This window comes from Stella humosa (assembly GCF_006738645.1).
GTDB classification, from domain to species: domain Bacteria; phylum Pseudomonadota; class Alphaproteobacteria; order ATCC43930; family Allostellaceae; genus Allostella; species Allostella humosa.
Genome location: NZ_AP019700.1, coordinates 3346153 through 3369815 on the forward strand (window position 1 = coordinate 3346153; position 23663 = coordinate 3369815).

Annotated in this window: 20 protein-coding genes; 17 read left to right on the forward strand and 3 right to left on the reverse strand. The window is 69.7% G+C overall.

What is annotated here, in order from left to right:
• Positions 1-56: 56 nt before the first annotated feature.
• The 6 genes from dprA to STVA_RS15680 all read left to right on the forward strand — a co-directional run bounded on the left by dprA (position 57) and on the right by STVA_RS15680 (position 9339).
• Positions 57-1148: a DNA-processing protein DprA gene (dprA, locus tag STVA_RS15655; protein ID WP_123694859.1), complete on the forward strand. Its 1092-nt coding sequence runs from the start codon at positions 57-59 to the stop codon at positions 1146-1148.
• 52 nt (positions 1149-1200) lie between these two features.
• Entirely contained in the window at positions 1201-3966 is a 2766-nt protein-coding gene (topA, locus tag STVA_RS15660; RefSeq protein WP_123694862.1) for a type I DNA topoisomerase, read from the forward strand.
• A gap of 6 nt (positions 3967-3972) precedes the next feature.
• Positions 3973-6231: a ribonuclease R gene (gene rnr / locus STVA_RS15665; RefSeq protein ID WP_123694864.1), complete on the forward strand. Its 2259-nt coding sequence runs from the start codon at positions 3973-3975 to the stop codon at positions 6229-6231.
• Between the two features lie 158 nt (positions 6232-6389).
• A complete protein-coding gene (locus STVA_RS15670) occupies positions 6390-8060 on the forward strand; it encodes a S41 family peptidase (RefSeq protein ID WP_123694866.1) in 1671 nt (556 codons plus the stop codon).
• 97 nt (positions 8061-8157) lie between these two features.
• Entirely contained in the window at positions 8158-8325 is a 168-nt protein-coding gene (gene rpmG, locus STVA_RS15675; protein ID WP_123694868.1) for a 50S ribosomal protein L33, read from the forward strand.
• 81 nt (positions 8326-8406) lie between these two features.
• Positions 8407-9339: an ROK family protein gene (locus STVA_RS15680; RefSeq protein WP_123694870.1), complete on the forward strand. Its 933-nt coding sequence runs from the start codon at positions 8407-8409 to the stop codon at positions 9337-9339.
• 7 nt (positions 9340-9346) lie between these two features.
• Here the strand turns inward: STVA_RS15680 and STVA_RS15685 are convergent, their stop codons facing one another.
• From STVA_RS15685 to STVA_RS15695, 3 genes are all read right to left on the reverse strand, one after another.
• Positions 9347-9790 (reverse strand): Fic/DOC family protein, encoded by a 444-nt coding sequence (locus tag STVA_RS15685; RefSeq protein WP_197735645.1) that lies wholly within the window; start codon positions 9788-9790, stop codon positions 9347-9349.
• A 119-nt stretch (positions 9791-9909) separates the two neighbouring features.
• Entirely contained in the window at positions 9910-10110 is a 201-nt protein-coding gene (locus tag STVA_RS15690; RefSeq protein ID WP_123694874.1) for a hypothetical protein, read from the reverse strand.
• A 79-nt stretch (positions 10111-10189) separates the two neighbouring features.
• A complete protein-coding gene (locus STVA_RS15695; RefSeq protein ID WP_142235786.1) occupies positions 10190-11281 on the reverse strand; it encodes a DUF4139 domain-containing protein in 1092 nt (363 codons plus the stop codon).
• 229 nt (positions 11282-11510) lie between these two features.
• Here STVA_RS15695 and STVA_RS15700 point away from each other — a divergent pair, with 229 nt between their 5' ends.
• The 11 genes from STVA_RS15700 to STVA_RS15750 all read left to right on the forward strand — a co-directional run bounded on the left by STVA_RS15700 (position 11511) and on the right by STVA_RS15750 (position 23662).
• Positions 11511-12344, forward strand: coding sequence for a hypothetical protein (locus STVA_RS15700; protein WP_142235787.1), 834 nt, complete (start codon positions 11511-11513; stop codon positions 12342-12344).
• A gap of 68 nt (positions 12345-12412) precedes the next feature.
• Complete coding sequence (locus STVA_RS15705; protein WP_123694878.1) at positions 12413-14050, forward strand: amidohydrolase; 1638 nt, start codon at positions 12413-12415, stop codon at positions 14048-14050.
• A gap of 7 nt (positions 14051-14057) precedes the next feature.
• A complete protein-coding gene (locus STVA_RS15710; protein ID WP_123694880.1) occupies positions 14058-14999 on the forward strand; it encodes an ABC transporter permease in 942 nt (313 codons plus the stop codon).
• Complete coding sequence (locus STVA_RS15715) at positions 14996-15874, forward strand: ABC transporter permease (protein WP_123694882.1); 879 nt, start codon at positions 14996-14998, stop codon at positions 15872-15874. Before STVA_RS15710 ends, STVA_RS15715 begins: the two co-directional genes overlap by 4 nt.
• 97 nt (positions 15875-15971) lie before the next feature.
• Positions 15972-17534: an ABC transporter substrate-binding protein gene (locus tag STVA_RS15720; protein WP_123694884.1), complete on the forward strand. Its 1563-nt coding sequence runs from the start codon at positions 15972-15974 to the stop codon at positions 17532-17534.
• Positions 17535-17626: 92 nt separating this feature from the next.
• Positions 17627-19063 carry an amidohydrolase family protein gene (locus STVA_RS15725; protein WP_123694886.1) on the forward strand — a complete coding sequence of 479 codons (1437 nt, stop codon included), beginning with the start codon at positions 17627-17629 and terminating at the stop codon, positions 19061-19063.
• A 3-nt stretch (positions 19064-19066) separates the two neighbouring features.
• A complete protein-coding gene (locus STVA_RS15730) occupies positions 19067-20053 on the forward strand; it encodes an ABC transporter ATP-binding protein (RefSeq protein WP_123694888.1) in 987 nt (328 codons plus the stop codon).
• Complete coding sequence (locus tag STVA_RS15735) at positions 20053-21189, forward strand: ABC transporter ATP-binding protein (RefSeq protein WP_170216703.1); 1137 nt, start codon at positions 20053-20055, stop codon at positions 21187-21189. The genes STVA_RS15730 and STVA_RS15735 overlap by 1 nt, the downstream gene beginning before the upstream one ends.
• 13 nt (positions 21190-21202) lie before the next feature.
• A complete protein-coding gene (locus STVA_RS15740; RefSeq protein WP_170216704.1) occupies positions 21203-22303 on the forward strand; it encodes a M14 family metallopeptidase in 1101 nt (366 codons plus the stop codon).
• A gap of 2 nt (positions 22304-22305) precedes the next feature.
• Positions 22306-23310 (forward strand): aldo/keto reductase, encoded by a 1005-nt coding sequence (locus STVA_RS15745; RefSeq protein ID WP_123694894.1) that lies wholly within the window; start codon positions 22306-22308, stop codon positions 23308-23310.
• A 55-nt stretch (positions 23311-23365) separates the two neighbouring features.
• The gene (locus STVA_RS15750) at positions 23366-23662 is read left to right on the forward strand and encodes an antibiotic biosynthesis monooxygenase (protein WP_123694897.1); all 297 of its coding nucleotides are present in this window, start codon (positions 23366-23368) and stop codon (positions 23660-23662) included.
• Position 23663: the final 1 nt, after the last annotated feature.

Below are 23663 nucleotides of genomic sequence, written 5' to 3' on the forward strand. Positions count from 1 at the left end.
CACGGCACAAGGCGGCTGTTGACAGGCGGGCCGCCGCGGCCTAGCCGTCGCCGCCGATGGTTGCACCTCCCCACCCGCCCCTCTCGCCCGGCGAGCGCATCGCGCGCTGGCGGCTGATCCGCAGCGAGCGGATCGGGCCGCTCAGCGTGCTGGGGCTGGTGGAACGGCACGGGTCGGCAACCGCCGCCATTGCCGCGCTGGCCGATGAGCCACGCTCACCCGCCATCGCGCCGGCCGATGCCGTCGCCGAGGAAGCGCTGCGGCTGGAGGCGCTGGGCGCCGGGTCGCTGGTATGGGGCGACCCCGACTATCCGCCGGCCCTGGCCGCCATCGCCGATCCGCCGATCGTGCTGGCGACCCGCGGCCGACGCGAACTGCTGGCCCGGCCGATGGTGGCGATCGTGGGTGCACGCAACGCGTCGGGCGCCGGCCGCCGCTTTGCCGAGACGCTGGCCGGCGAACTGGGTGCCGCCGGCTTCGTCGTGGTGTCGGGCATGGCGCGCGGCATCGACGCCGCCGCCCATCGGGGGGCGCTGACGGCCGGCACGGTGGGGGTGCTGGCGACCGGCATCGACGTCGCCTACCCGAACGAGAACCGCGAACTCCAGGCCAGGGTCGCCGAGGAGGGGTTGCTGCTGACCGAGTCCGTGCCGGGGACCGGGCCGCGGGCCGAGAACTTTCCCCGCCGCAACCGCATCGTCGCGGGCCTGGCGCTGGGCGTGGTGGTGATCGAGGCGGCCGAGCGCTCGGGTTCGCTCATCACCGCCAGGCTGGCGGGCGAGCAGGGCCGCGAGGTCTTCGCCGTGCCGGGATCGCCGCTCGATCCGCGCTGCAAGGGCACCAACGGCCTGATCCGGAACGGTGCGCAACTGGTGGAAAGTGCGGCCGACGTCATCGATCAGTTGCGGCCCCAGACGGCACCGGTCCGGCGCCTCGCCCCCGTCCCCACCGTCCGTAATCCAGCACCAGGCGGGCCCGACGGGGCGGCCGCCCTGGTCCTGGAACAGCTTGGCCCGACGCCGCTGTCGGTTGACGAACTCGTGCGCCAGTGCCAATTGTCCAACGCGGCCGTTGCGGCGATCCTGCTCGAGTTCGAACTCGAGGGCAGGATCGAACGACACCCAGGACAAAAGGTGTCGCTGCGTTGACCCGCTTTGCGCGCCGGATTTTCGCCCTCGGGACAGGCCAGCCACACACCCCATGAATGTCGTCGTCGTCGAATCGCCGGCCAAGGCCAAGACGATCAACAAGTACCTTGGACCCGGTTTCCAGGTGCTTGCCAGCTATGGCCATGTCCGCGACCTGCCCGCCAAGGACGGCTCCGTCGACCCCGAGCACGACTTCAACATGCTGTGGGAAGTCGACGGCCGCTCCGAAAAGCACATGCGCGCCATCGCCGATGCGGCCAAGGGCGCCACCAACCTCTATCTGGCCACCGACCCGGATCGCGAGGGCGAGGCCATCTCCTGGCACGTCCGCGAGGTGCTGGAGCAGCGCCGCGCCCTGAAGGGGGTGGAGGTCCAGCGGGTCGTCTTCAACGAGATCACCAAGTCCGCCATCGTCGAGGCGTTCAAGCATCCCCGTGCCCTGAACCGGGAGCTGGTCGACGCCTACCTGGCGCGCCGCGCGCTGGACTATCTGGTGGGCTTTACCCTGTCGCCCGTGCTGTGGCGCAAGCTGCCGGGCAGCCGGTCCGCCGGCCGCGTGCAGTCGGTGGCGCTGCGCCTGGTGTGCGAGCGCGAGGCCGAGATCGAGGCCTTCAAGCCGCAGGAATACTGGACGGTGGAGGCTACCTTCCAGACCGAGGAAGGCAACCGCTTCACCGCCCGCCTGACGCACTTGGCCGGCCGCAAGCTGGAAAAGCTCGACATCGCCAACGCGGCCGGGGCGGCTGCCGCCGTGGCCGCGGTCGAGGCGCGCAGCTTCCATGTCGGCCCGGTCGAGCGCAAGCAGGTGCGCCGCCACCCGCAGCCACCCTTCACGACCTCGACCCTGCAGCAGGAAGCCTCGCGCCAGATCGGCATGACGGCGTCGCGCACCATGCGCACCGCCCAGCGCCTCTACGAGGGCGTGGACATCGGCGGCGAGACGGTCGGCCTCATCACCTACATGCGTACCGACGGCGTGCAGATCTCGGGCGAGGCGATCGCGGCTGCCCGGCGCCTGATCGGCGGCCGCTATGGCGAGAAGTACGTTCCCGATGCGCCGCGGGTCTATCGCACCCAGGCCAAGAACGCCCAGGAAGCCCATGAGGGCATCCGCCCGACCGACATGTTCCGCACCCCCGACCAGGTGTCGAGCCAGCTGTCGGACGAAGAACGGCGGCTCTACGAGCTGATCTGGCGGCGCACCGTCGCCAGCCAAATGGAAAGCGCGCTGCTGGAGCAGGTCGGCGCCGACCTGTTGAGCGGCGACCGCCAGGTGACGCTGCGGGCCACCGGCTCCACCCTGCTGTTCGACGGCTTCCTCAAGCTCTATCGCGAGGGCCGCGACGACGCCGAGGACGAGGATGGCGACCGCCGCCTGCCGCCGCTGGTCGATGGCGGCGCGGTCGACCGGCTCGGCGTCGATTCCGCCCAGCATTTCACCCAGCCCCTGCCGCGCTACAGCGAGGCCAGCCTGGTGAAGCGGCTGGAGGAGCTGGGGATCGGCCGGCCGTCCACCTATGCCTCGATCATCGAGGTGCTGCAGGACCGCGGCTATGTCCGGCTCGACCGCAAGCGCTTCGTGCCCGAGGACCGCGGCCGGCTGGTCACCGCTTTCCTCACCGGCTTCTTCGACAAGCTGGTGCAGTACAATTTCACCGCCGAGATGGAGACCAAGCTCGACGCGGTGTCGGACGGGCGGGTCGACTGGCGCCAGCTCCTGCGCGACTTCTGGCAGGATTTCAGCACCCAGATCGCCCAGACCAAGGACCTGTCGATCAAGGACGTGGTCTCGGCGCTGGACGAGGACCTGGGCCGCCACTTCTTCCCCGATACCGGCGAGGGCGGGCGCGACCCGCGCGGCTGCCCGACCTGTGGCGACGGCCGGCTTGGCCTGAAGCTCGGCAAGTTCGGCGCCTTCATCGGCTGCTCGAACTATCCCGAATGCCGCTACACGCGGCCGCTGGCGATCGAGAACGGCGACGGCTCGGCCGGCGCGGACGGCGGCGACCCGAACGTGCCCAAGAAGCTGGGCGACGACCCCGATACCGGCCTGCCGGTCTGGATGCGCAAGGGCCCATATGGCCAGTACGTGCAACTGGGCGATGCCGAGGGCGACACCAAGCCCAAGCGACAATCGATCCCCAAGGGCATGCCACCCGGCGACGTCACGCTGGCGGTCGCCCTCTCGCTGCTGGCCCTGCCGCGGACCATCGGCAACCATCCCGAGACGGGCGACCCGATCGTGGCCGGCATCGGCCGCTTCGGTGCCTATGTGAAGCATGGGCCGACCTACAAATCGATCGGCTCGGGCGACGACGTGCTGACCATCGGCCTCAACCGGGCGGTCGACTTGCTGGCGAGCGCGCCGGGCCGCGGGCGCCAGCCGGGCCGGCCGATCGGCGACCATCCGGCCGACGGCAAGCCGATCACCGTGCATGCCGGCAAGTACGGCCCCTATGTCCAGCATGGCGAGATCCGCGCCACCCTGCCCAAAGGCATGGATGCGGACGCGGTGAGCGTTGCCGTCGCCCTGCCGCTACTGGCCGAGCGCGCGGCCAAGGCGCCCGCCAAGCCGGCACCGCGCCGCCGTGCAGCCGCGAGCGACAAGGCCGCCGCCCCCGCCCGCAAGGCAGCCGCCCCGAAGAAGGCGGCTGCCAAGTCTGCTGCGTCGGCCGACACCGCAACCAAGGCCAAGCCGGCAGCGAAAAAGCCGGCCGTCAAGAAGGCTGCCGCGAAGCCCGCCACGGCCAAGGCAAAGCCGGCCGCCAAGGCCAAGGCCGCCCCGCGCAAAGCTGCGGCCAAGGCCGAGGAGCAGTAGCCGCCCTTGACCCGCCGCCGCGACCGCGCCACCGTCCAGTTCCCCGACCGGGACACGATCGTCGAATTCATCCGCACGAGCCCGGTGCCGGTCGGCAAGCGCGAGATCGCGCGCAAGTTCGGCCTGGGCATCGAGCACCGTGGCGCGCTGAAGTCGCTCCTGCGCGAGCTTGAGGAGACCGGCGCCGTCGAGCGCGGCCCCGGTCGCCGCCTGGCGCCGCGCGATGCCCTGCCCGAGGTGACGACGATCGAGGTCACCGGCATGGACCTGGACGGCGAGCTGATGGCCCGCCCGGTGGGTGCGGCGGTCGATGCCGGCGAGGGCGTGCGGATCTATGTCGCGGCCGAGCGCAGCGGTGCTTCCCGCATTGCGGTCGGCACGCGCATGCTGGCCCGCCTGACCCGCGTCGGAACCGACGAGTACCAGGCCAAGCCGATCCGCGTGATCGAGGGCGATGCGGGGCGCGTCGTCGGCGTCTTCATGACCGACGAGCGCATCCGCGGCGGCGGCTTCGCAGGCCGCGTCGTGCCGACCGACCGGCGCCAGAAGACGGAATACCGGGTCGCCATAGCCGACGCCCGCGAGGCACAGCCGGGCGAACTGGTGGTGGCCGAGGTACTGCCCAAGACGCGGCTCGGCCTGCCGCAGGCGGCCATCGTCGAGCGCCTGGGCGACATGGCCAACCCGCGCACCTTCAGCCTGGTCGCCATCCATACCCACGGCATCCCGATAGAGTTCCCGCCCGAGGCCATTGCCGACGCCGAGGCGGCCCGGCCCGTGGGCCTGGAGGGGCGCGAGGATCTGCGCGGACTGCCGCTGGTAACGATCGACGGCGCCGACGCGCGCGACTTCGACGATGCCGTCTGGGCCGAGCCGGCGGGCGGCAGCGACGGCGGCTGGAACGCCGTGGTCGCCATCGCCGACGTCGCCCACTATGTGCGGCCGGGCTCGCCGCTCGACCGCGAGGCGCGCCGCCGTGGCAACTCGGTCTACTTCCCCGACCGGGTCGTGCCGATGCTGCCGGAGGCGCTGTCGAACGAGCTGTGCTCGTTGCGCCCGAACGAGCCGCGCGCCTGTCTGGCCGTCCACCTGCGCATCGATGCCCATGGCCAGTTGATCGGCCACCGCTTCGTCCGCGGCCTGATGCGGTCGACCGCGCGCCTGACCTACGAGCAGGTCCAGTCCGCCATCGACGGCAACCCCGACGACGTGACCGGGCCGCTGCTGGAGCCGGTCATCCGCCCGCTCTATGGCGTCTTCGCCGCCCTCAACCAGGCCCGTGCCGCCCGCGGCACGCTCGACCTCGACCTGCCCGAGCGCCAGGTGCTGCTGGGCCCCGACGGCCATATCGACCGGGTGGTGCCGCGCCGGCGCTACGACAGCCACAAGCTGATCGAGGAGCTGATGATCGCGGCCAATGTGGCCGCGGCGGAGGCCGCCAGCGAGCGCCAGATGCCCTGCCTCTATCGCATCCACGACGCCCCCGACCCGGCCAAGGTCGAGGCGCTGCGCCCGGTGCTGGACAGCCTCGGCCTGAAGCTCGCCCGCGGCCAGGTGCTGAAGCCGCGCCACTTCAACGACATCATCTCCAAGGTCGCGGGCACGCCGCACGCGCCGATGGTTCACGACCTGATCCTGCGCAGCCAGGCCCAGGCGCAGTACCGGCCCGAGAACATCGGCCATTTCGGCCTGGCGCTCCGCCGCTACGCCCATTTCACCTCGCCCATCCGCCGCTATGCCGACTTGGTCGTGCATCGTGCCCTGATCGAGGCCTTGCGCCTGGGCGAGGGCGGCGGCCGGCAGGAGGTGGGGGCGCTCGACGAGCTTGGCGACCATTTGAGCCAAACCGAGCGCCGGGCCGCCCTGGCCGAGCGCGAGTCGGTCGACCGCTATACCGCCGCCTATCTCTCGGAGCGGATCGGCACCGAGGTCAGCGGGCGGATCGGCGGGGTCGCGCGCTTCGGCCTGTTCGTGACGTTGAGCGAGACCGGCGCCGATGGCCTGGTGCCCGTCAGCACCCTGCCGGGGGACTTCTACGACCACGACACGCGCAGCCATGCCCTGGTGGGCCGGCGCTGGGGCAGGACGTATCGCCTGGGCGAGGCGGTCCGCGTCCGCATCGTCGAGGCCGACCCCATGACCGGTGGCCTCGTCCTGGCCCTGCTCGATCCGGAAGAGCGCTGGTCGACCGGCGCGGTCGCCGCCCAGGCCCAACGCCGACGAGCAGGCCAGCGACCGCCGCCGCGGGATCGAAGGGGCCGCTGACCAGCCGGATTCCGTTGCAAAAATGCCAGGGCAGGCCCGGGAATAATTCCTCGGGTCGGACGTTCGCGCAATTACCTTTTCCGTAGGACGGAGCCTCAATACAGTCGAAAGCGTTTCGCACCTGCACGAGTTTTCCCGCAGGTGCAGGGGCTGGGGCGATGGCAGGCGGTTCTATCAGTTCGCTTTTGACGATTGGCAGCGGCCGGCGCGCCTTTGCCGCGATGCAGCATGAACGTCCTCGCCTGCGCCTTGCTGCCCCGCTGCTCGCCCTGGCGCTGGCCATTTCAGCGTGCAGCCAAAGCATCAGCCCCAGCACCGAGGTGGCCGAGGAACGTCCGGACCGCGTCTTCCTGGCGAGCCTCCAGGAAGTGACCGACCTCTACATCGACCCCGTCGATCTCGGCACCCTGGCGGTGGCCGGGCTGAACGGCTTGGCCAAGGTCGATCCGACGGTCAACGCGACCCGCGAGGGCGAACTGGTGCGCATCCGCGGCGACCAGCGGAACATCGTGGAAATCCCGGCCCCCCCGTCGCGCAACGCCCCCGCCTGGGCCGCCGTGATGACGCGCGCGGTGGCCGCCGCCCGGGCCGATTCGCGCAAGCTTTCCACCGCCGAGTCCGATGCCGTCTACGATGCCGTGCTGACCGCCATGGTCGCTGGCCTGGATCGCTTCTCGCGCTATGCCGGGTCCGACGTGGCGCGCGAGCAGCGGGCGTCGCGCGACGGGTTCGGCGGCATCGGCGTCACCATCAATGTCGAGAACGGCGTCACCCGCATCGTCTCCGTCATCCCGGAGAGCCCGGCCGCCATGGCCGGCGTGCAGGTCGACGACCAGATCCTGACCATCGACGGCAACGGTGCCGCCGGCCTGGACCAGCGCGAGGTCGTGCAGCTGCTGCGCGGCCGGGTCGACAGCACGGTCCGGTTGACGATCGCGCGGCCGGGCATCATCGACCTGCTGGAGGTGCCGATCACCCGCCAGCGCATCGTCGTGCCGACGATCCGGGTCGAACATATCGGGCCGATCGCCCATGTCCGCATCCTCAGCTTCAACCAGCAGACCGGCCGCCGGCTCGTCGAGGCGCTGGAGCAGCTCCTGGCGGAGCGCGCGGGACAGTTGCGCGGCGTCATCCTCGACCTGCGCAACAACCCCGGCGGCCTGCTCGACCAGGCGGTGCGGGTGGCCGACGCCTTCCTGGGCGAAGGGCCGATCATCGCCACGCGCGGCCGCCATCCCGCCAGCAACCAGTCGTTCGAGGCGGGCGCGCGGGACATGATGCGCGGCGTGCCGATGGTGGTGCTGATCAATGGCGGCTCGGCGTCGGCCGCCGAGATCGTCGCCGCCGCCTTGCAGGATCGCGGGCGCGCCGTCGTCGTCGGCAGCGCGTCCTTCGGCAAGGGCACGGTGCAGACGGTGATGCGGCTGCCCAACGACGGCGAGCTGACCTTGACCTGGGCACGCCTGCTGTCGCCCAGCGGCTATCTGCTGCACGAGCATGGCGTCATCCCCACCATCTGCACCAACGGCCTGGTGGACGATACGGCCAGCCTGCGCCTGGGCCTGTTGCGCGAGACGCGCGCGATGGGGCCGGGTGGTGCCGCCGCCACGCCCCGGATGCAGCTCGACGACGACGGCTGGCGCACCCTGCGCAACACCTGCAGCGGCCAGTCGCGCGAGCAGGATGTCGACGTGAAGCTGGCCGAGCGCCTGCTGCTCGACGGGTCCCTGTTCCAGCGCGCACTTCGCCTGTCGCAGGCGGCCGTCGCCCCGCCGCGCCCCGGCGCCTCGGTCGCCGACCGCCGCCGCACCACCGAACTGCGCCAGTAGCACCCGCCGAGCGCATTGCACTTGAACCGTTGGGCTTGACAGGCGGGCGCCCATCGCTAAGTTCCGCCGTTAAATCCCCACTCCAGGACGCAGAAACATGGCCAAGGCCGCACAGATTCTCATCCGGCTGAACAGCACCGCCGACACGGGCTACTTCTACGTGACCCGCAAGAACCCGAAGACCAGCACCGAGAAGCTGAACTTCAAGAAGTACGACCCAATCGCGCGCAAGCACGTCGAGTTCAAGGAAGGCAAGATCAAGTAGGGCTGCCTTCCCTATCTCGCGCTTCCAGGGCCGCCTCGCGCGGCCCTTCGCTTTTGTGGGTTTCGCCCTTTCGGAGCGATCATGCAGATCGGCGATGACTTCCGCATCGGCATCGACCTGGGCGGCACCAAGATCGAGGCCATCCTGCTCGATCGCGACGGCATCGAGCGGGCGCGCCGACGCATCGCCACGCCCGCGTCGGCAGGCTACGACGCCACGATCGGGGCCATCCGGGGCCTGGTCGACGAGTTGGAGGCCGAGTTCGCCATCCGCCCGCCGGCGCCCGTCGGCATCGGCATGCCGGGCGCCATCTCGCCCGCCACCGGGCTGGTCAAGAACGCCAACAGCGTCTTCCTGAACGGCCGCCCGTTCGACCGCGACGTCGCGGCGGCCCTCGGCCGCCCGGTGCGTGTGGCCAACGACGCCGACTGCCTGGCCGTATCGGAGGCGACGGACGGCGCGGGTGCCGGCGCCGATTCGGTCTTCGCGGCCATCCTCGGCACCGGCGTCGGCGGTGGGCTGGTAGTGGCGGGCCGGCCGTTGCGCGGCCCCAACGCCGTCGCCGGCGAGTGGGGCCACAACCCCCTGCCCTGGCCGCTCGACTCCGAACGTCCCGGCCCCGCCTGCTATTGCGGGCGGCAGGGCTGCATCGAGACGTTCCTGTCCGGCCCGGGCCTCGCGCGGGACCTCGCCCGCCACGACCCCCGTGGCCTCGATGGTCCGGCCATAGTCGCCGCGGCCGAATCCGGCGACCCGGCGGCGGCGGCGGCACTCGATCGCTATGTCGACCGGCTGGCCCGCGCCCTGGCGACGGTCATCAACCTGTTCGACCCCCACGCCATCGTACTGGGCGGCGGCCTGTCGCGCATCGACCGGCTCTATACGGACGTGCCCGCCCGCTGGGGCGATTACGTCTTTTCGGACCGGGTCACTACGCCGCTGCGGCCGGCCAGGTTCGGCGACTCCAGCGGCGTGCGTGGTGCGGCCTGGCTGTGGCCACGGCAGGATCGGTAGTCCGCCCTCACCGCGGGATCGCCGAGGCTATGGCCTGCCCCATCGCGTCGTAGCGCGCGAAGTGGGCTTCCTTCGATGCGTGCAGCCATGCCGCCGGCGCGATCCGCGTCAGGTGGAGGGCATGGCCGGCCTGGTCGGCAAGCTGGCGTAGACAGTGGAGTTGCGTGCGCCCGTTACCCTCCCGAAAGGGGTGGGCGTAGTTCACGTCGCCCATGATCGGCCCGGCATGGCGGGCAAATGTCGTCGCCGACAGGCCGCGCAGGAAACCGGCCGCGACGATGCGGCGATGCACGTCGGCCATGCCCGTCTCGATATAGCGCCGGAACTGGAACTGGTTGCCGCCCTTGGCGATCTCCACGGTCCGGATCTCGCCGGCCCAGTCGAAGATGTCCTGGAACAGATGGCGATGGATGGCGCGCAGGTGCTTCAGGTCGAATGACCCAACCGGCACGGACTGCGTCGATCGTTCGACGACAAACTCCCTTTCGAAATATTCGAGCTGCCGGGCGTCCCTAATGTTCAGCTTGTTCCGGAGAACGTCGGTGCCAGGGTAGAAGTAAGGGTCTTCACTCATTCCGCCGCATTTGCGGAAGCTAGGAGCCTGACCCGCTCTGCGATGTAGTTCAGCCGGCGCTCTGAGGGCCACTGCTCCCGTTCGAACATCTCGAACATGGCAATCTGGCTCGCATCCAGAGGATTTCCTTCAATCTCCTGGAGATGTGCGGCTTCCAATCGGCGCTGCATCGTCACGGAGGATTCGTTGGGCGCCATTTCGCCGGCTCCTTCTTCAGGACCCGATTCCACCATGCGGGCTGCCGGCTGTCAATTTGCCGGCAGCCCGCCGCGGCGGCTACAGGTCGAGCCCGGCGATGTAGGCCGACAGCCCTTCGCGCGCGGCCCGCTCGGCGTCACGGGCGGCCTGGAGGTCGGTCGCGAGCCGGTCGAGACGATCCTCCTGGGTCTTCAGCGCGCCGAGATAGCGGGTGTGCATGGCGTCGCGGGCGGGCACGGCCTGAAGGTTGGCGCGGATGCGTTCCTGCTCCTCGCCCGCGGTCTTGCGCTCTTGCTCGATCGCCTTGGTGCGCTGGACGATGGCGGCCAGGGCCTCGCGCAGTTCGACCACGCGCTTCAGCGCATCGCGGACCTTCGGGTCCAGGTCGGGCGCGCTGACATAGACGCCGATCTCGGCATCCCGGGCATTGTCCAGCCGCACCACGGTCTGGCGCGGCCGCTGGGTCGTCACCGGCACCACCTGGCTGCCGTCGGCGCCGATGCGCACCGGGATGCGCCAGGCCTCCCGCGCCAGTTCGATGCCGGCCGGCGGCGGCGTCACCAGTTCCCAGTCGATGGGGCGCAGGTGCTCGATCACCAGCGACCGCTCCTCGCCCTTGGTGGCGCGGATGCGATAGGTCGTGGTCTGCCGGTCGACGATGCTGACGGTCATGACCCCACCGGCGATGCGGGCGGACGTGGCCGTCTGCCGCCGCTGTTCCTCGCGCGCGATGGCGATGCCGCGGTCGACGGCAAACGCCAGCATCCGCTTCTCGCCCACCGGCAGGGTGGCCAGGCGCGCGTCGCCGACATGGCCCGACAGGCCGTCGCGGCCGCGCTCGTAGAGGGTGAGGATGCCGGGCGGCAGGGTGGCGCCGCTGTCGTTGGTCAGCGCCACGGCGGCGAACGGGTGGCTGGCCTCCACCCCCGGCTGGTAGAGCGCCACCTGGGTGACCGGCACCATGCGGTCGACGATCGGCACCATGGCGGACTGGCCGGCCGCCACCGTCACCGGCCGGGGATAGCGGAACAGCACGCGGGCGACGGCGTCCTCGGCCACCACGGGGGCCGCGACCGTTGCCGGCTGCGAGGGCACCGGCACGGGGGCTGCGACCGAGAAGGCGCGGCTGCGTTCCATCTGCGGGGCGGCACCGGCGGGCGGCGCCATCATCGGTGCCGGCGGCGGGGCGGCGGCGGGCGAGGTCGGCCTTGGCGAAGGTGCCCTCGTCCGGGCGCGGCAGGACGCGGCCCACCGTCTCCACCGGCACCTCGGGCCGGGGCTGGAAGAAGGCCGTGTAGATCGCCTGGCGGAAGGCGACCGGCTGGCCCGAGACGAGCGTCAGGTCGACATCCTTCCAGTCCGCCCCGCTCAAATTCTCCAGCACGGCCCAACCCTGGAGATGGCCGGCCGCCTCACCCGATACCGACAAGCGGTAGGCCGTTTTCCAGATCGGCGCCTCGACGACATAGCCGACGCGCACCTTGCGCCGGCCGCTGCCGGCGAGCGCGATCTGCAATGTCCGGGTGTCCTTGTCTCGGAAGGAGGCGACGGCGGCCAGCGCCGCCTCGATCTGCGCCTGCAACTTCGGCTCGGTGAAGCTCACCGCATCCAGGTCTTCCAGCACCGCCTGGCGCAGGCCGTCGGCGGTCGCGACCGAGACGCGGTGGCGGGTGACGATGCCACCCTGGGGCAGCCGCTCCTCCTCCGCCTGGACGCCCAGCAGACGGCCCTCGATGGTGCGCGCGCCCGAGATAGTGACCGATGCGCCGCGCAGGGCATCCAGCAGCGCCACCGGCGACGACAGGGCGTCGCGCCCGAACGGCAGGGTGCGGAACGCCTCGTCGAGCGGCTCGCGGCCGGGCAGGCGGACGATGCCGACGCTGCCACGGTCGTCATAGACCATGGCGCTCTTCAGCACGTCGTCGACCTGGTCGAGGCGCACCGACAGCGGCAGTTCCGCCTCGCCATCGACCTCGGCCTCGTGCTCGAAATAGGCGAGCCCCGCGGTCGACAGCACGACGCGGCGCAGGGCCAGATCGGCGGCAGCCGCCGGCAGGGCGGCGGCCATGGTGAGGGTGAACGCCGCGCCGATGGCGGGAATGGTCTTGAGCACGGTCGGGTTGTCTCCTTCATCGCGCCACGGCAACTGCCGCGAGCACCGCAGCATCGCCTCTCGATTGGGCAACCATCGCGAGTTTCTGCGGCAATTTCACGGCGGGGCCACTCACATTGACTTGGGCCGGCGGCATGGTCACGATCTTGCAAAACCCTGCCCCGACACACCCTTCTCGCGAGCCCCCGATGCCCCTGCCCAAAGCCGATCTCGTACTGCGCAACGGCCGTATCTGGTGCGGCCTCGATTCCGGTTTCGTCGAATCGATCGCGATCTGGCGCGGGCGGGTGCTGGCGACCGGCAAGGAGAGCGAGATCGCCAGCCTGATCGGCCCGGCCACGCGCAAGGTCGACCTGGCCGGGCGCCTGGCCATCCCGGCCTTCAACGACAACCACATGCACCTGCTGCCGCTCGGCATGTCGATGGTCGAGGTCGACGTGCGCGCGACCGAGGTGCGCACGATGGAGGCCTTGCTGGGCCGCATCAAGGCGGCGGCCGACAAGGCCGCCCCCGGCGAATGGGTGGTCGGCCGCGGCTACGACCATTTCGAGCTGGACCTGAAGCGCCATCCCCTGCGCGAGGAGCTGGACCTCGTCGCCCCGCACAATCCCGTCTACATCAAGCGCACCTGCGGCCATGTCGGCGTCGCCAATTCGCTGGCCCTGCAGGCGGGTGGCATCGTCGAGGAATCGCCGAACCCGCAGGGCGGCGCGCTCGAGCGGCAGAACGGCCGGCTGACCGGCCTCCTGATGGAAACCGCCCAGCGCCTGGTCGGCACCGTCATTCCCAAGCCGTCGGTGGCGGCGATGGTCGACGGCATCCAGCGCGCCGGCCAGGAATGCGCCAGCTACGGCATCGCCAGCGTCATGGATGCCAATGTCGGCGCGCGCTGCGGCATGGACGAGATCGCCGCCTACGAGACCGCGCGACGCCTCGGCCGGCTGCCGGTGCGCACCTACATGTGCCTGGCCGGCGGCCCGGCCGGCATCGTCGAGACGGCCTATGCCCGCGGCCTCGTCACCAAGGCCGGCGACGACATGCTGAAGATCGGGCCGGTCAAGGTCTTCACCGACGGCAGCGCCGGGGGCCGCACGGCCGCGATGTTCGAGCCATACGAGGGCGGCGACGACCATGACAAGGGCATCCTCGTCTACAAGGACGAGGACGTGCGCGACATGGTGCTGGACTATCACGGCAAGGGCTACCAGATGGCCCTGCACGGCATCGGCGACCATGCCATCCAGATCTGCCTGGATGCAGTCGAGAACGCCCAGGCCCGCATTCCCGCCGCCGATCGCCGCCACCGCATCGAGCATTGCGGCTTCATGAGCGACCAGCAGATCGACCAGATGGCCCGGCTCGGCATGTCGCCGGCGCCGCAGCCCATCTTCATGTACGACTTCGGCGACCTCTACATCTCGGTCCTGGGCGAGGAGCGCGCGGCAACTGGATACCCGATGCGGCGCTGGACCTCGGCCGGGGTGCGGCCGGCGGCCAGCACGGATTCGCCCGTCTGCTCCATCAATCCCTTCGTCAACCTGTACGCCACGGTCACCCGCAAGACCTCGCGCGGCACGGTGCTGGGCGGGCAGGAGCGGCTGGACGTGGCCGAGGCCCTGCACGCGATGACGGCAAATGGCGCCTATGTCAGCTTCTGCGAAGCGGACAAGGGCACGCTGGCGCCCGGCATGCTGGCCGACGTCGCCATCCTGTCGCGCGACGTCTTCACCTGCGATCCCGAAGCGATCCGCCACGACACGCGCTGCGACGTGACGCTGCGCGGCGGGGTCGCCTCGTTCGATCGCCACGGCGAGATGGCGGCCTGACCGCACCATGGGCCGCCATATCGTCCAACGCCTGCTGCTCTCCGTCCCGGTGCTGTTCGGCGTCCTGCTGATCGGCTTCCTGCTGCTGCAGGTGGTGCCGACCGACCCGGCCGTGGTGCTGGCCGGCCCGATGGCGTCCCAGGACATCATCGAGGCGATCCGCCGCGACCTCGGCCTGAACGAGCCGCTCTGGTACCAGTTCGGGCTCTACATCACCCGCGTCCTCCAGGGCGACCTCGGCAAGTCGATCATCAGCAACCTGGGCGTGGCCGAGGAACTGGCGCGGACCATGGGGCCGACACTGGAGCTGCTGGTCGCGTGCCTGGTCTGGGCGATCCCGCTCGGCATCGCCATGGGCACGCTGGCGGCCGTCCATCGCGGAAAGATCGCCGACCGCATCATCATGGCGATCTCGGTCGCGGGCGTGTCGATCCCGGTGTTCTTCCTGGGCCTCGTGCTGATCTGGTACCTCGGCTACAAGCTTCAGTGGCTGCCCTTCACCGGCCGCGGCGGCCCCCTGTGGAGCTGGGACGGGATCATGCACCTGATCCTGCCGGCGATCACGCTGGGCGGCGTCTTCGTCGGCCCGATCGCCCGCATGACGCGGACCACGGTGCTGGAGGTGCTGGGTGCCGACTATGTCCGCACCGCCCGGGCGAAGGGATTGACCGAGACCCGCGTCGTCATCCGCCACGCCCTGCGCAACGCACTCATCCCCATCGTCACGCTGATCGGCCTGCAGATCGGCTTCCTGCTGGGCGGGGCGGTCGTCACCGAGACGATGTTCAGCTGGCCCGGCGTCGGCCGGCTGGCCGTCGGCGCCATCCTGTCGCGCGACTTCCCCGTGGCCCAGGGCGCCATCATCGTCCTGGCGCTGGCCTTCCTGCTGATCAACCTGGCGGTGGATGTGCTCTACGCGTTCCTCGATCCGCGGGTGCAGAAGCGATGACGACGGCCGCCCCCGCCATCGCCGCGGTCAAGGCGCCCGCGCGCCGCTCGGTCATCCGCCGGCTGGCGCGCGATCCGGCCGCCATCCTGGCCCTGGTGTTCCTCGTTCTCGTGGTCCTGGCCGCCGTGCTGGCGCCCTGGATATCGCCCTACGACCCCTACTTCACCGACCCGTCCAAGGGGATGCGACCGCCGTTCGAGGATGCCGCCTATCCGCTCGGCACCGATGCCCAGGGACGCGACATGGTGAGCCGCCTGCTCTACGGCACCCGGCTGACCCTGCTGATGGGGTTCGTGGCACTCGCCATAGGTGGCGCCATCGGCACGCTGGTCGGCATCGTCGCTGCCTACTACCGGCGCGTCGACGGGCTGCTGATGCGGCTGATGGACGTGCTGCTGTCGTTCCCGGCCATCCTGTTCGGCTTGGCGATCGCCGCCGTCACCGGCCCCGGCATCTCGCCCATCATCATCGCACTCGCCATCGCCACGATCCCGCTGCTGGCGCGGATCGCACGCTCCAGCGCGCTCGTCATCATGCAGCAGGACTATATCGACGCCGCCCGCTCGGTCGGGCTGATCGATGCCGCCATCATCTGGCGCTACCTGCTGCCCAACTGCCTGTCCTCGATCTTCGTCTTCAGCACGCTGCGCTTCGGCCAGATCGTGCTGATCGGGGCTGCCCTCAGCTTCCTCGGCCTCGGCGCCCAGCCGCCGACGGCGGAGCTGGGCACCATGGCCGCCAACGGCCGCGACTTCCTGTTCTTCGCGCCGCACATCGCCACCATTCCCAGCCTGACGATCTTCGCGATCGTGCTGGCCTTCAACGTGCTGGGCGATGCCCTTCGCGACATCCTGGACCCGCGCCTGCGGGCCTGACGACCACGCGACTCGATCCCACGATCCGATGCAATCGGACGAAACCGAACACGGCAGGAGGGCTGAGCAGATGGCTTCACGATACTGGCAAACGGCAATGGCGGCCGCGGGCGCGCTGCTGGTCGGCAGCGGCGCCGCGCTGGCACAGGGCAACACGCTGAACATCTCGCGCGTCATCGACGCTGACCGCTACGACCCGCCGCGGTCGACGGCGCGCTCGGCCGGCGATATCCTGTTTCAGATCGCCGACACGCTGCTGTCGCTCGACTACGACCTGAAGACCGTCAAGCCGCTGCTGGCGAAGTCGTGGAAGGTCTCCGACGACGGCAAGACCTACACCTTCGCGCTGCGCGACGACGTGAAGTTCTGCGACGGCCGGGCGATGGACGCCGACGACGTCGTCTACTCGCTGAAGCGGTGGATCGATCCCGAGCTGAAGTCGCCCGTGCGCGGCCGCGCGGGCAAGGTGAAGGAGATCAAGGCGACCGACAAGTTCACGGTCCATTACGAGCTGGACGAGCCGTTCAGTGAGCTGCCGTTCCAGCTCACCCAGTTCTTCTCGTCCATCGTCGACAAGAACACGGTCGAGAAGCTGGGCGCCGACTTCGGCGTCAAGGGCTTCAACGGCACGGGTCCCTACTGCTGGGAGAACTGGGTTCCCCGGCAGGAATTCGTGATGAAGCGCAACCCGCACTACAAGTGGGGTCCGGAGTTTTACCAGAATCGCGGCCCCGCCCACATCGAGCGGGTGGTGTGGAAGATCATCCCCGAGAACTCGACGCGGCTCGCCTCGGTGATGACCAACCAGGTGCAGCTGACCCAGTACGTGCCCCAGATCGCGCTCGACCAGGCGATGAAGGCACCAAACCTGAAGGTCGAGAAGGCCCAGTCCTACCTCTGGACCTACTATATCGGCTTCAAGGTCGACCGCGACTTCATGAGCGACATCCGCGTGCGCCAGGCGATCAACCTCGGCGTCGACCAGGTCTCGCTGGTGAAGAACGTGTGGTTCGGCCATGCCGTGCCGGCCTACACCCCGGTCAGCCCGGATACGCCCGACTTCAACGAGAAGACGCTCGGCGCCACCCTGAAGTACGACCCCGAGCGCGCCAAGAAGCTGCTCGACGAGGCCGGCTGGAAGATGGGCGCGGACAATTTCCGCTACAAGGACGGCAAGAAGCTGGCGCCGGTCTTCTATGCCATCTCGGGCGCGCCGACCAACCAGATGGCCGAGGCGGTGCAGGGTGACCTGCGCAAAATCGGCATCGACATGCAGGTGAACCTGTTCGACGCCACCATCGCCTGGGGCAAGCTGGCAACGCAGGAGTTCGACTCCTTCGCCATGAGCTACCCCTATGTCAGCGTCGGCGACGCCTACAACCTCTACTTCCGCTCGGCCGCTGCCCCCACGCCGAACCGGATGAATTGGAAGGACCCGCTGACCGACGAGTTGCTGGCAAAGGGCACGGCCGCCGTCACCGCCGAGGAGCGCCGCAAGTACTACGACCAGGCGCAGATGCGCATCCAGGAGTCGGTCCTGTGGCTGCCGATCGTGCATGAGCAGCTCCACCTGACCGCGACCAACCGCCTGGACGGGGTGCGCGCCCACGGCATCTATGGCTGCGGCGTCTACAAGGGCCTGGACTACAAGTTCAAGTAGGACGGGACCCGAACGACCAAGGATCGGGGGCGGCCAGCGCCACGGCCGCCCCTACCCGCCTTCCCGATGCTCTCCTAGCCCCTGCCGGAGCCATGGCCACCACCGTCATCCGCAACGCCGCCTGGATCGTCGCCTGGGATACCGCCCGGGCCGGCCACGCCTATCTGAACGATGCCGACATCGCCTTCACCGACGACCGCATCGTCCAGGTGGGCGGCCGCTGGGAGGGTATTGCCGACACCGAGATCGACGGCCGCGACCGCATGGTCATGCCGGGACTGGTGAACATCCACAGCCACCCCAGCTCCGAGCCGATGAACAAGGGCCTGCTGGAGGAACTGGGTAGCCCCGGGCTCTACATGAGCTCGCTCTACGAATTCATGCCGCTGTTCCGCAGTGACCCGGCCGGCGTCGAGGCCGCCGCCAAGGTCGCCTATTGTGAGCTGATGATGAGCGGGGTGACGACGCTGGCCGACCTGTCGGTCGCCCACCCCAACTGGCTGGAGCTGCTGGCCCAGAGCGGCCTGCGCGGCTGCATCGCGCCGATGTTCCGATCGGCCCGCTGGTTCACCGCCAACGGCCATGTCGTCCAGTACGAATGGGACGAGGCCGCCGGCAACCAGGCGATGGAAGACGCCTTCGGCCTGATCGAGCGGGCGCGCCAGCACCCCTCCGGCCGGCTGATGGGCATGGTCTCGCCCTCGCAGATCGACACCTGCGCGCCCGAGCTGCTGCAGGACGCGGTCGCCCATGCCCGGGCGCGCAACCTGCCCTTCCAGCTCCACGCCGCCCAGAGCGTGGTCGAGTTCCACGAGATCACCCGGCGGCACGGCAAGACGCCGATCCAGTGGCTCGATTCCCTGGGCATCCTGGGCGAGCACACGATCATCGGCCACGCCATCTTCCTCGACCATCACGACTGGGTCCATTGGCCCACGCGCCGCGACCTGGCGCTGCTGGCCGACACCGGCACCTCGGTCGCCCATTGCCCGACGGTGTTCTGCCGGCGCGGCATCACCTTGCAGGATTTCGGCGCCTACAAGGCGGCCGGCATCAATCTCGGCATCGGCACCGACACCTTCCCGCACAACATGCTGGAGGAACTGCGCCATGTCGGCTACTTCGCCCGCGTGACGGCCGGCAACGTCGATGCGACCAAGACGACGGACGCCTTCGACGCCGCCACCATCGGCGGCGCCCGGGCACTGCGCCGCGATGATATCGGCCGGCTGGAGGTGGGGCTGAAGGCCGACCTGGCGCTGGTCGACATCCGCCACCCGATGATGCGGCCGATGCGCGAGCCGCTGCGCAGCCTGATCTACACCGCCGCCGAGCGCGCCGTGCGCGACGTCTTCTGCGACGGCCGCCAGATCGTCGCGGACGGCAAGCCGGTCGGCTTCGACTACCCCGCCGCCTGCGCCGCGCTCGAGGAAGCCCAGGCCCGCGCGCTGGAACGCGCGCCGGCGCTGGACTGGGCCCGGCGGCCGGTCGAGCAGATGACCCCCTTCGTCTTCCCCCGGATGGGCTGACCGATGGCCGAAGCGCCGCTTCTCGACGTCCGCGACCTCAAGACCTACTTCAAGACCGAGGGCGGCCTGTTCCGGGCCGTCGACGGCATCTCGTTCCAGGTGCGGCGCGGGCGCACGCTCGGCATCGTCGGCGAATCGGGCTGCGGCAAGAGCGTCACCTCGCTGTCCATCATGGGGCTGGTGCCGCAGCCGCCTGGCATCCGCGCCGGCGGCGAGATCCTGTTCGAGGGCGAGGACCTGCTGAAGAAGCGGCCGGCCGAGCTGCGCCGCATCCGCGGCGGGGCCATCTCGATGATCTTCCAGGAGCCGATGACGTCGCTGAACCCGGTCTTTACGGTCGGCGACCAGATCGCCGAGGCGATCACGGCACACCTGCCGATGAGTGCGGCGGCCGCCCGCGAGCGCGCCATCGCCATGCTGCGTCGGGTGCGCATCCCCTCGCCCGAGCGCCGGGTCGACGACTACCCGCACCTGATGTCGGGCGGCATGCGCCAGCGGGTGATGATCGCCATGGCGCTCGCCTGCGACCCCAAGCTGCTGATCGCCGACGAGCCGACGACGGCGCTCGACGTCACCATCCAGGCGCAGATCCTCGACCTGATGCGCACGCTGCGCGACGAGACCGGCACCTCGATCATCCTCATCACCCACGACCTGGGCGTCATCGCCGAGATCGCCGACGAGGTGGTGGTGATGTATGCCGGCAAGATCGTCGAGAGCGCCTCGGTCAAGTCGCTCTTCGCCGACCCGCAGCACCCCTACACGATCGGCCTGATGGGCTCGATCCCCAAGCTGGAGGAGGAGCGCACGCGGCTGGCCTCGATCGAGGGCACGGTGCCGGCTCCGTTCGCCCTGCCCGAGGGCTGCCGCTTCAACCCGCGCTGCCCCTTTGCCGACGATCGCTGCCGGCGCGAGGAACCGCCCTTGCGCACCCTGCGCGACGGGCACGCCGTCGCCTGCTGGAAGGCACCGCTCGAGGAGGCCGCGTGATGGCACAGCAGGGGATGCCCAGGCACAAGGCCGGCAGCGGCACCGGCGAGGCGGACCGCCCGATCCTCAAGGTCGACCGGCTGGTCAAGCATTTCCCGGTGACCAGCGGCATCGTCCTGTCCAAGCAGGTCGGCGCGGTGAAGGCGGTCGACGACATCAGCTTCGAGGTGCGGCGCGGCGAGACGCTGGCGCTGGTGGGCGAATCCGGCTGCGGCAAGTCGACCACCGGACGCCTCGTCCTGCGCCTGCTGGAACGCACGTCGGGTGCGGTCGAGGTGGATGGCGAGGACATCTTCGCGCTCGATCGCGCCGCATTGCGGCGCAAGCGGCGCGACATGCAGATCATTTTCCAGGACCCCTACGCCTCGCTCAACCCGCGGATGACGGTGGGCGACGTGCTGGCCGAGCCGCTGCGCGTCCATGGCGTCGCCAGCGGTGCTGCCCTGGCAGCCCGGGTCGAGGAACTGCTGAGCGTCGTCGGGCTCGCCCCCTACCACGCCCAGCGCTACCCGCACGAATTCTCGGGCGGGCAACGCCAGCGCATCGGCATCGCGCGGGCGCTGGCCGTGAACCCCAAGCTCATCGTCTGCGACGAGCCGGTGTCGGCGCTCGACGTCTCGATCCAGGCCCAGGTGGTGAACCTGCTGCAGGACCTGCAGCAGAAATATGGCCTCTCCTACCTCTTCATCGCCCACGACCTGGCGGTGGTGAAGCATATCAGCGACCGCGTCGCGGTCATGTATCTGGGCAAGATCGTCGAGCTGACCGACAAGAAGACGCTCTATGCCAACCCGCGGCACCCCTACACCCAGGCGCTGCTGTCGGCGATCCCGGTGGCCGACCCCGAGGTGCCGCACGGCCGCGGCATCATCCAGGGCGACGTGCCGAGCCCGCTGAACCCGCCGCCCGGCTGCCGCTTCCATACGCGTTGCCCCCATGCCCGCGATCGGTGCAAGATCGAGGAGCCGGCCTTTCGCGAGCTGGCCCCCGGCCACCGCATCGCCTGCCACTTCGCCGAAGAGATCGCCATTCCCGATACCGTCCGCGCGCGCCAGGCGACGCAGATTTCCGATGCCTACCGGCGGCGCCTGGCCGCCTACGAAACCCAGCAGCAGCGGCGCCGCAACGCCGTCTGAGGAGACGCCTGCCTTGAATCCCGCTTCCTTCTTCAGCCCCGACTACGCGACCGCCCGCGCCAAATTCCGTGCCGCCGCCAAGGCGGCCGGCGCCGAGGTCGTGACTTACCCGCACCCGCTCCAGGGACCGGACGGCGGCGACCTGTCGACCGACGTGGTGCGCATCGGCCCGGCCGACGCCCATCGCTATGTCGTGTGCAACACCTCGACCCACGGCGTCGAGGGCTTCTGCGGCTCCGGCCCGCTGATCGGCGTACTGAGCGAGCAGATCTATCGCGAGCTGCCGCCCAACGTCGCCCTGCTGCTGATCCACGCGATCAACCCGCACGGCTTCGCCTGGCTGCGCCGGGTGAACGAGGACAATGTCGACCTCAACCGTAACTTCCTAGACTTCTCTCAGCCGCTGCCGGTGAATGCCGAGTACGCGCCGATCCACCAGTACCTGGTTCCGCGCAACTTCGAGGGCGAGGAACTGGCCCAGGCCGATGCCGAGTTGGCCAAGGCGCGCGAGCGTCTGGGCGCGCGTGGCTTCCAGACCGCCGTCAGCGGTGGGCAGTACGCCTTCCCCGACGGCCTGTTCTATGGCGGCAACAAGCCCACCTGGTCGAACCAGACGCTCCGACGCCTGCTGCCGGAGCTGATCGGCGACGCCACCCATGTGATGTTCCTCGATTTCCACACCGGCCTCGGCCCCTACGGCTATTGCGAGCCGATCAATGGGCACGCGCCCGGGACCAAGGCGTTCGACCGCCTGTATGAATGGATCGGCGACTGCGTCACCTCGGCCCAGACCGGCACCTCCAGCTCCACCCGCCTGTCCGGCACGATCGGGCTGGGCGTGATGGAGGCGCTGCCCAACGCCATCCACACCAAGACGACGCTGGAATACGGCACGCGGCCCAACGACTATGTGCGCCTGGCCCTGCGCTCGGACTGCTGGCTGCACAATCACGGCGACCTGAAGAGCGCGCGCGCCAAGGAGATCAAGGCCCTGATCCGCGACGCCTTCTATCGCGACTATGACGACTGGAAGGAGCTGGTCTACGTCCGCGCCCGCCAGATCATCCGCAAGGGCATCGCCGGCCTGTCGGCCCAATCGGACCAGAAGGACTGACCATGCAGTACCGCCCCCTCGGCCGCAGCGGCCTGCGCGTCTCGCCCATCTGCCTCGGCACGATGATGTTCGGCGACCGCACCGAGCAGGCCGAGGCGGCGCGGATCGTCGACATCGCGCGCGACGCCGGCATCAACTTCGTCGACACAGCCGACGTCTACACCCGCGGCGCCTCGGAGCGGATGCTGGGGCCGCTGATCGCCAAGGACCGGGATTCCTGGGTGGTGGCGACCAAGGTCGGCAACCCCATGGGCAAGGGCGCCAACCAGGGCAACCATAGCCGCAAGTGGCTGATGCATGAGATCGACCAGAGCCTGGGCCGGCTCGGCACTGACCATATCGACCTGTGGTATCTGCATGTCGACGACCAGAAGACGCCGCTGGCCGAGACGCTAGGCGCCATCGCCGACATCATCCGCGCCGGCAAGGTGCGCTACTGGGGCGTCAGCAACTTCACGGCCTGGCGCCTGGCCGAGGCCTGCCACGTCGCTCGCGAGGTGGGCCTGCCGCTGCCGGTCGCCAGCCAGCCGCTCTACAACGCCGTCAACCGCCAGGTGGAGGCCGAGCATCTGCCGGCCTGCGACTTCTACGGCCTGGGCGTCGTGCCCTACAGCCCCGTCGCGCGCGGCGTGCTGACCGGCAAGTACGGCGTCGACGGCACGGCACCGGAGGGCTCGCGCGCGGCGATCAAGGATCGCCGCATGATGGAGACGGAATTCCGGCCGGAATCCTTCGCCATCGCCCAGCAGATCGTGGCCCACGCCCGCAGCCGCAACATCTCGCCCACCCAGTTCGCCATCCTCTGGCTGCTGCGCAACAAGCTGGTCAGCAGCGTCATCGCCGGCCCGCGCACCGTCGAGCAGTGGCAGGAGTATCTGGGCGCCCTGGAGCACGCGCTGGACGATGTCGACGAAAAAGCCGTCGACGCGCTGGTGAAGCCAGGCCACGCCTCCACCCACGGCTACACCGACCCGAAATACCCCGTGCAGGGTCGCGTGGTGGGATAGCCCCCCTCACCCCCCGGTTGTGCTATGCTGCCGGCGTTGCCCGACAGGAGGGGTCATGACTGCATTCAACGTCGTGCGCTTCAAGGTCAAGGCCGGCATGGAAGACGCCTTTCTCGACGCCCATCGGACCATCGCCGAGGGCTGGCCGGGACTGCGGCATGCCAACATCATCAAGACCGGGGACGGGCGGTTCTGCATCATCGCGGAATGGGAGAGCAGCGACCGGCTGGTGGCGGCCCGGCCGCAGATGATCGCCACGCTCGACAGCTTCCGCGCGACGCTGGAAGACCTGGGTGGCGGGCTGGGCCTGACCGACCCGGTCGGCGGCCCAGTGGTGCTCGCCATCAAGTAGC

Bases quoted from the DNA above. Each gene is read 5' to 3' on its own strand.
- STVA_RS15725 (WP_123694886.1), top strand. From the start codon at position 17,627: ATGGCCACCACCGTCATCCGCAACGCCGCCTGGATCGTCGCCTGGGAT.
- topA (WP_123694862.1), top strand. From the start codon at position 1,201: ATGAATGTCGTCGTCGTCGAATCGCCGGCCAAGGCCAAGACGATCAAC.
- STVA_RS15695 (WP_142235786.1), bottom strand. From the start codon at position 11,281: ATGATGGCGCCGCCCGCCGGTGCCGCCCCGCAGATGGAACGCAGCCGC.
- STVA_RS15735 (WP_170216703.1), top strand. From the start codon at position 20,053: ATGGCACAGCAGGGGATGCCCAGGCACAAGGCCGGCAGCGGCACCGGC.
- STVA_RS15670 (WP_123694866.1), top strand. From the start codon at position 6,390: ATGGCAGGCGGTTCTATCAGTTCGCTTTTGACGATTGGCAGCGGCCGG.
- STVA_RS15715 (WP_123694882.1), top strand. From the start codon at position 14,996: ATGACGACGGCCGCCCCCGCCATCGCCGCGGTCAAGGCGCCCGCGCGC.
- STVA_RS15680 (WP_123694870.1), top strand. From the start codon at position 8,407: ATGCAGATCGGCGATGACTTCCGCATCGGCATCGACCTGGGCGGCACC.
- dprA (WP_123694859.1), top strand. From the start codon at position 57: ATGGTTGCACCTCCCCACCCGCCCCTCTCGCCCGGCGAGCGCATCGCG.
- STVA_RS15710 (WP_123694880.1), top strand. From the start codon at position 14,058: ATGGGCCGCCATATCGTCCAACGCCTGCTGCTCTCCGTCCCGGTGCTG.
- STVA_RS15700 (WP_142235787.1), top strand. From the start codon at position 11,511: ATGGCCGGCCGCCTCACCCGATACCGACAAGCGGTAGGCCGTTTTCCA.
- STVA_RS15745 (WP_123694894.1), top strand. From the start codon at position 22,306: ATGCAGTACCGCCCCCTCGGCCGCAGCGGCCTGCGCGTCTCGCCCATC.
- STVA_RS15730 (WP_123694888.1), top strand. From the start codon at position 19,067: ATGGCCGAAGCGCCGCTTCTCGACGTCCGCGACCTCAAGACCTACTTC.
- STVA_RS15750 (WP_123694897.1), top strand. From the start codon at position 23,366: ATGACTGCATTCAACGTCGTGCGCTTCAAGGTCAAGGCCGGCATGGAA.
- STVA_RS15690 (WP_123694874.1), bottom strand. From the start codon at position 10,110: ATGGCGCCCAACGAATCCTCCGTGACGATGCAGCGCCGATTGGAAGCC.
- STVA_RS15720 (WP_123694884.1), top strand. From the start codon at position 15,972: ATGGCGGCCGCGGGCGCGCTGCTGGTCGGCAGCGGCGCCGCGCTGGCA.
- rpmG (WP_123694868.1), top strand. From the start codon at position 8,158: ATGGCCAAGGCCGCACAGATTCTCATCCGGCTGAACAGCACCGCCGAC.
- STVA_RS15705 (WP_123694878.1), top strand. From the start codon at position 12,413: ATGCCCCTGCCCAAAGCCGATCTCGTACTGCGCAACGGCCGTATCTGG.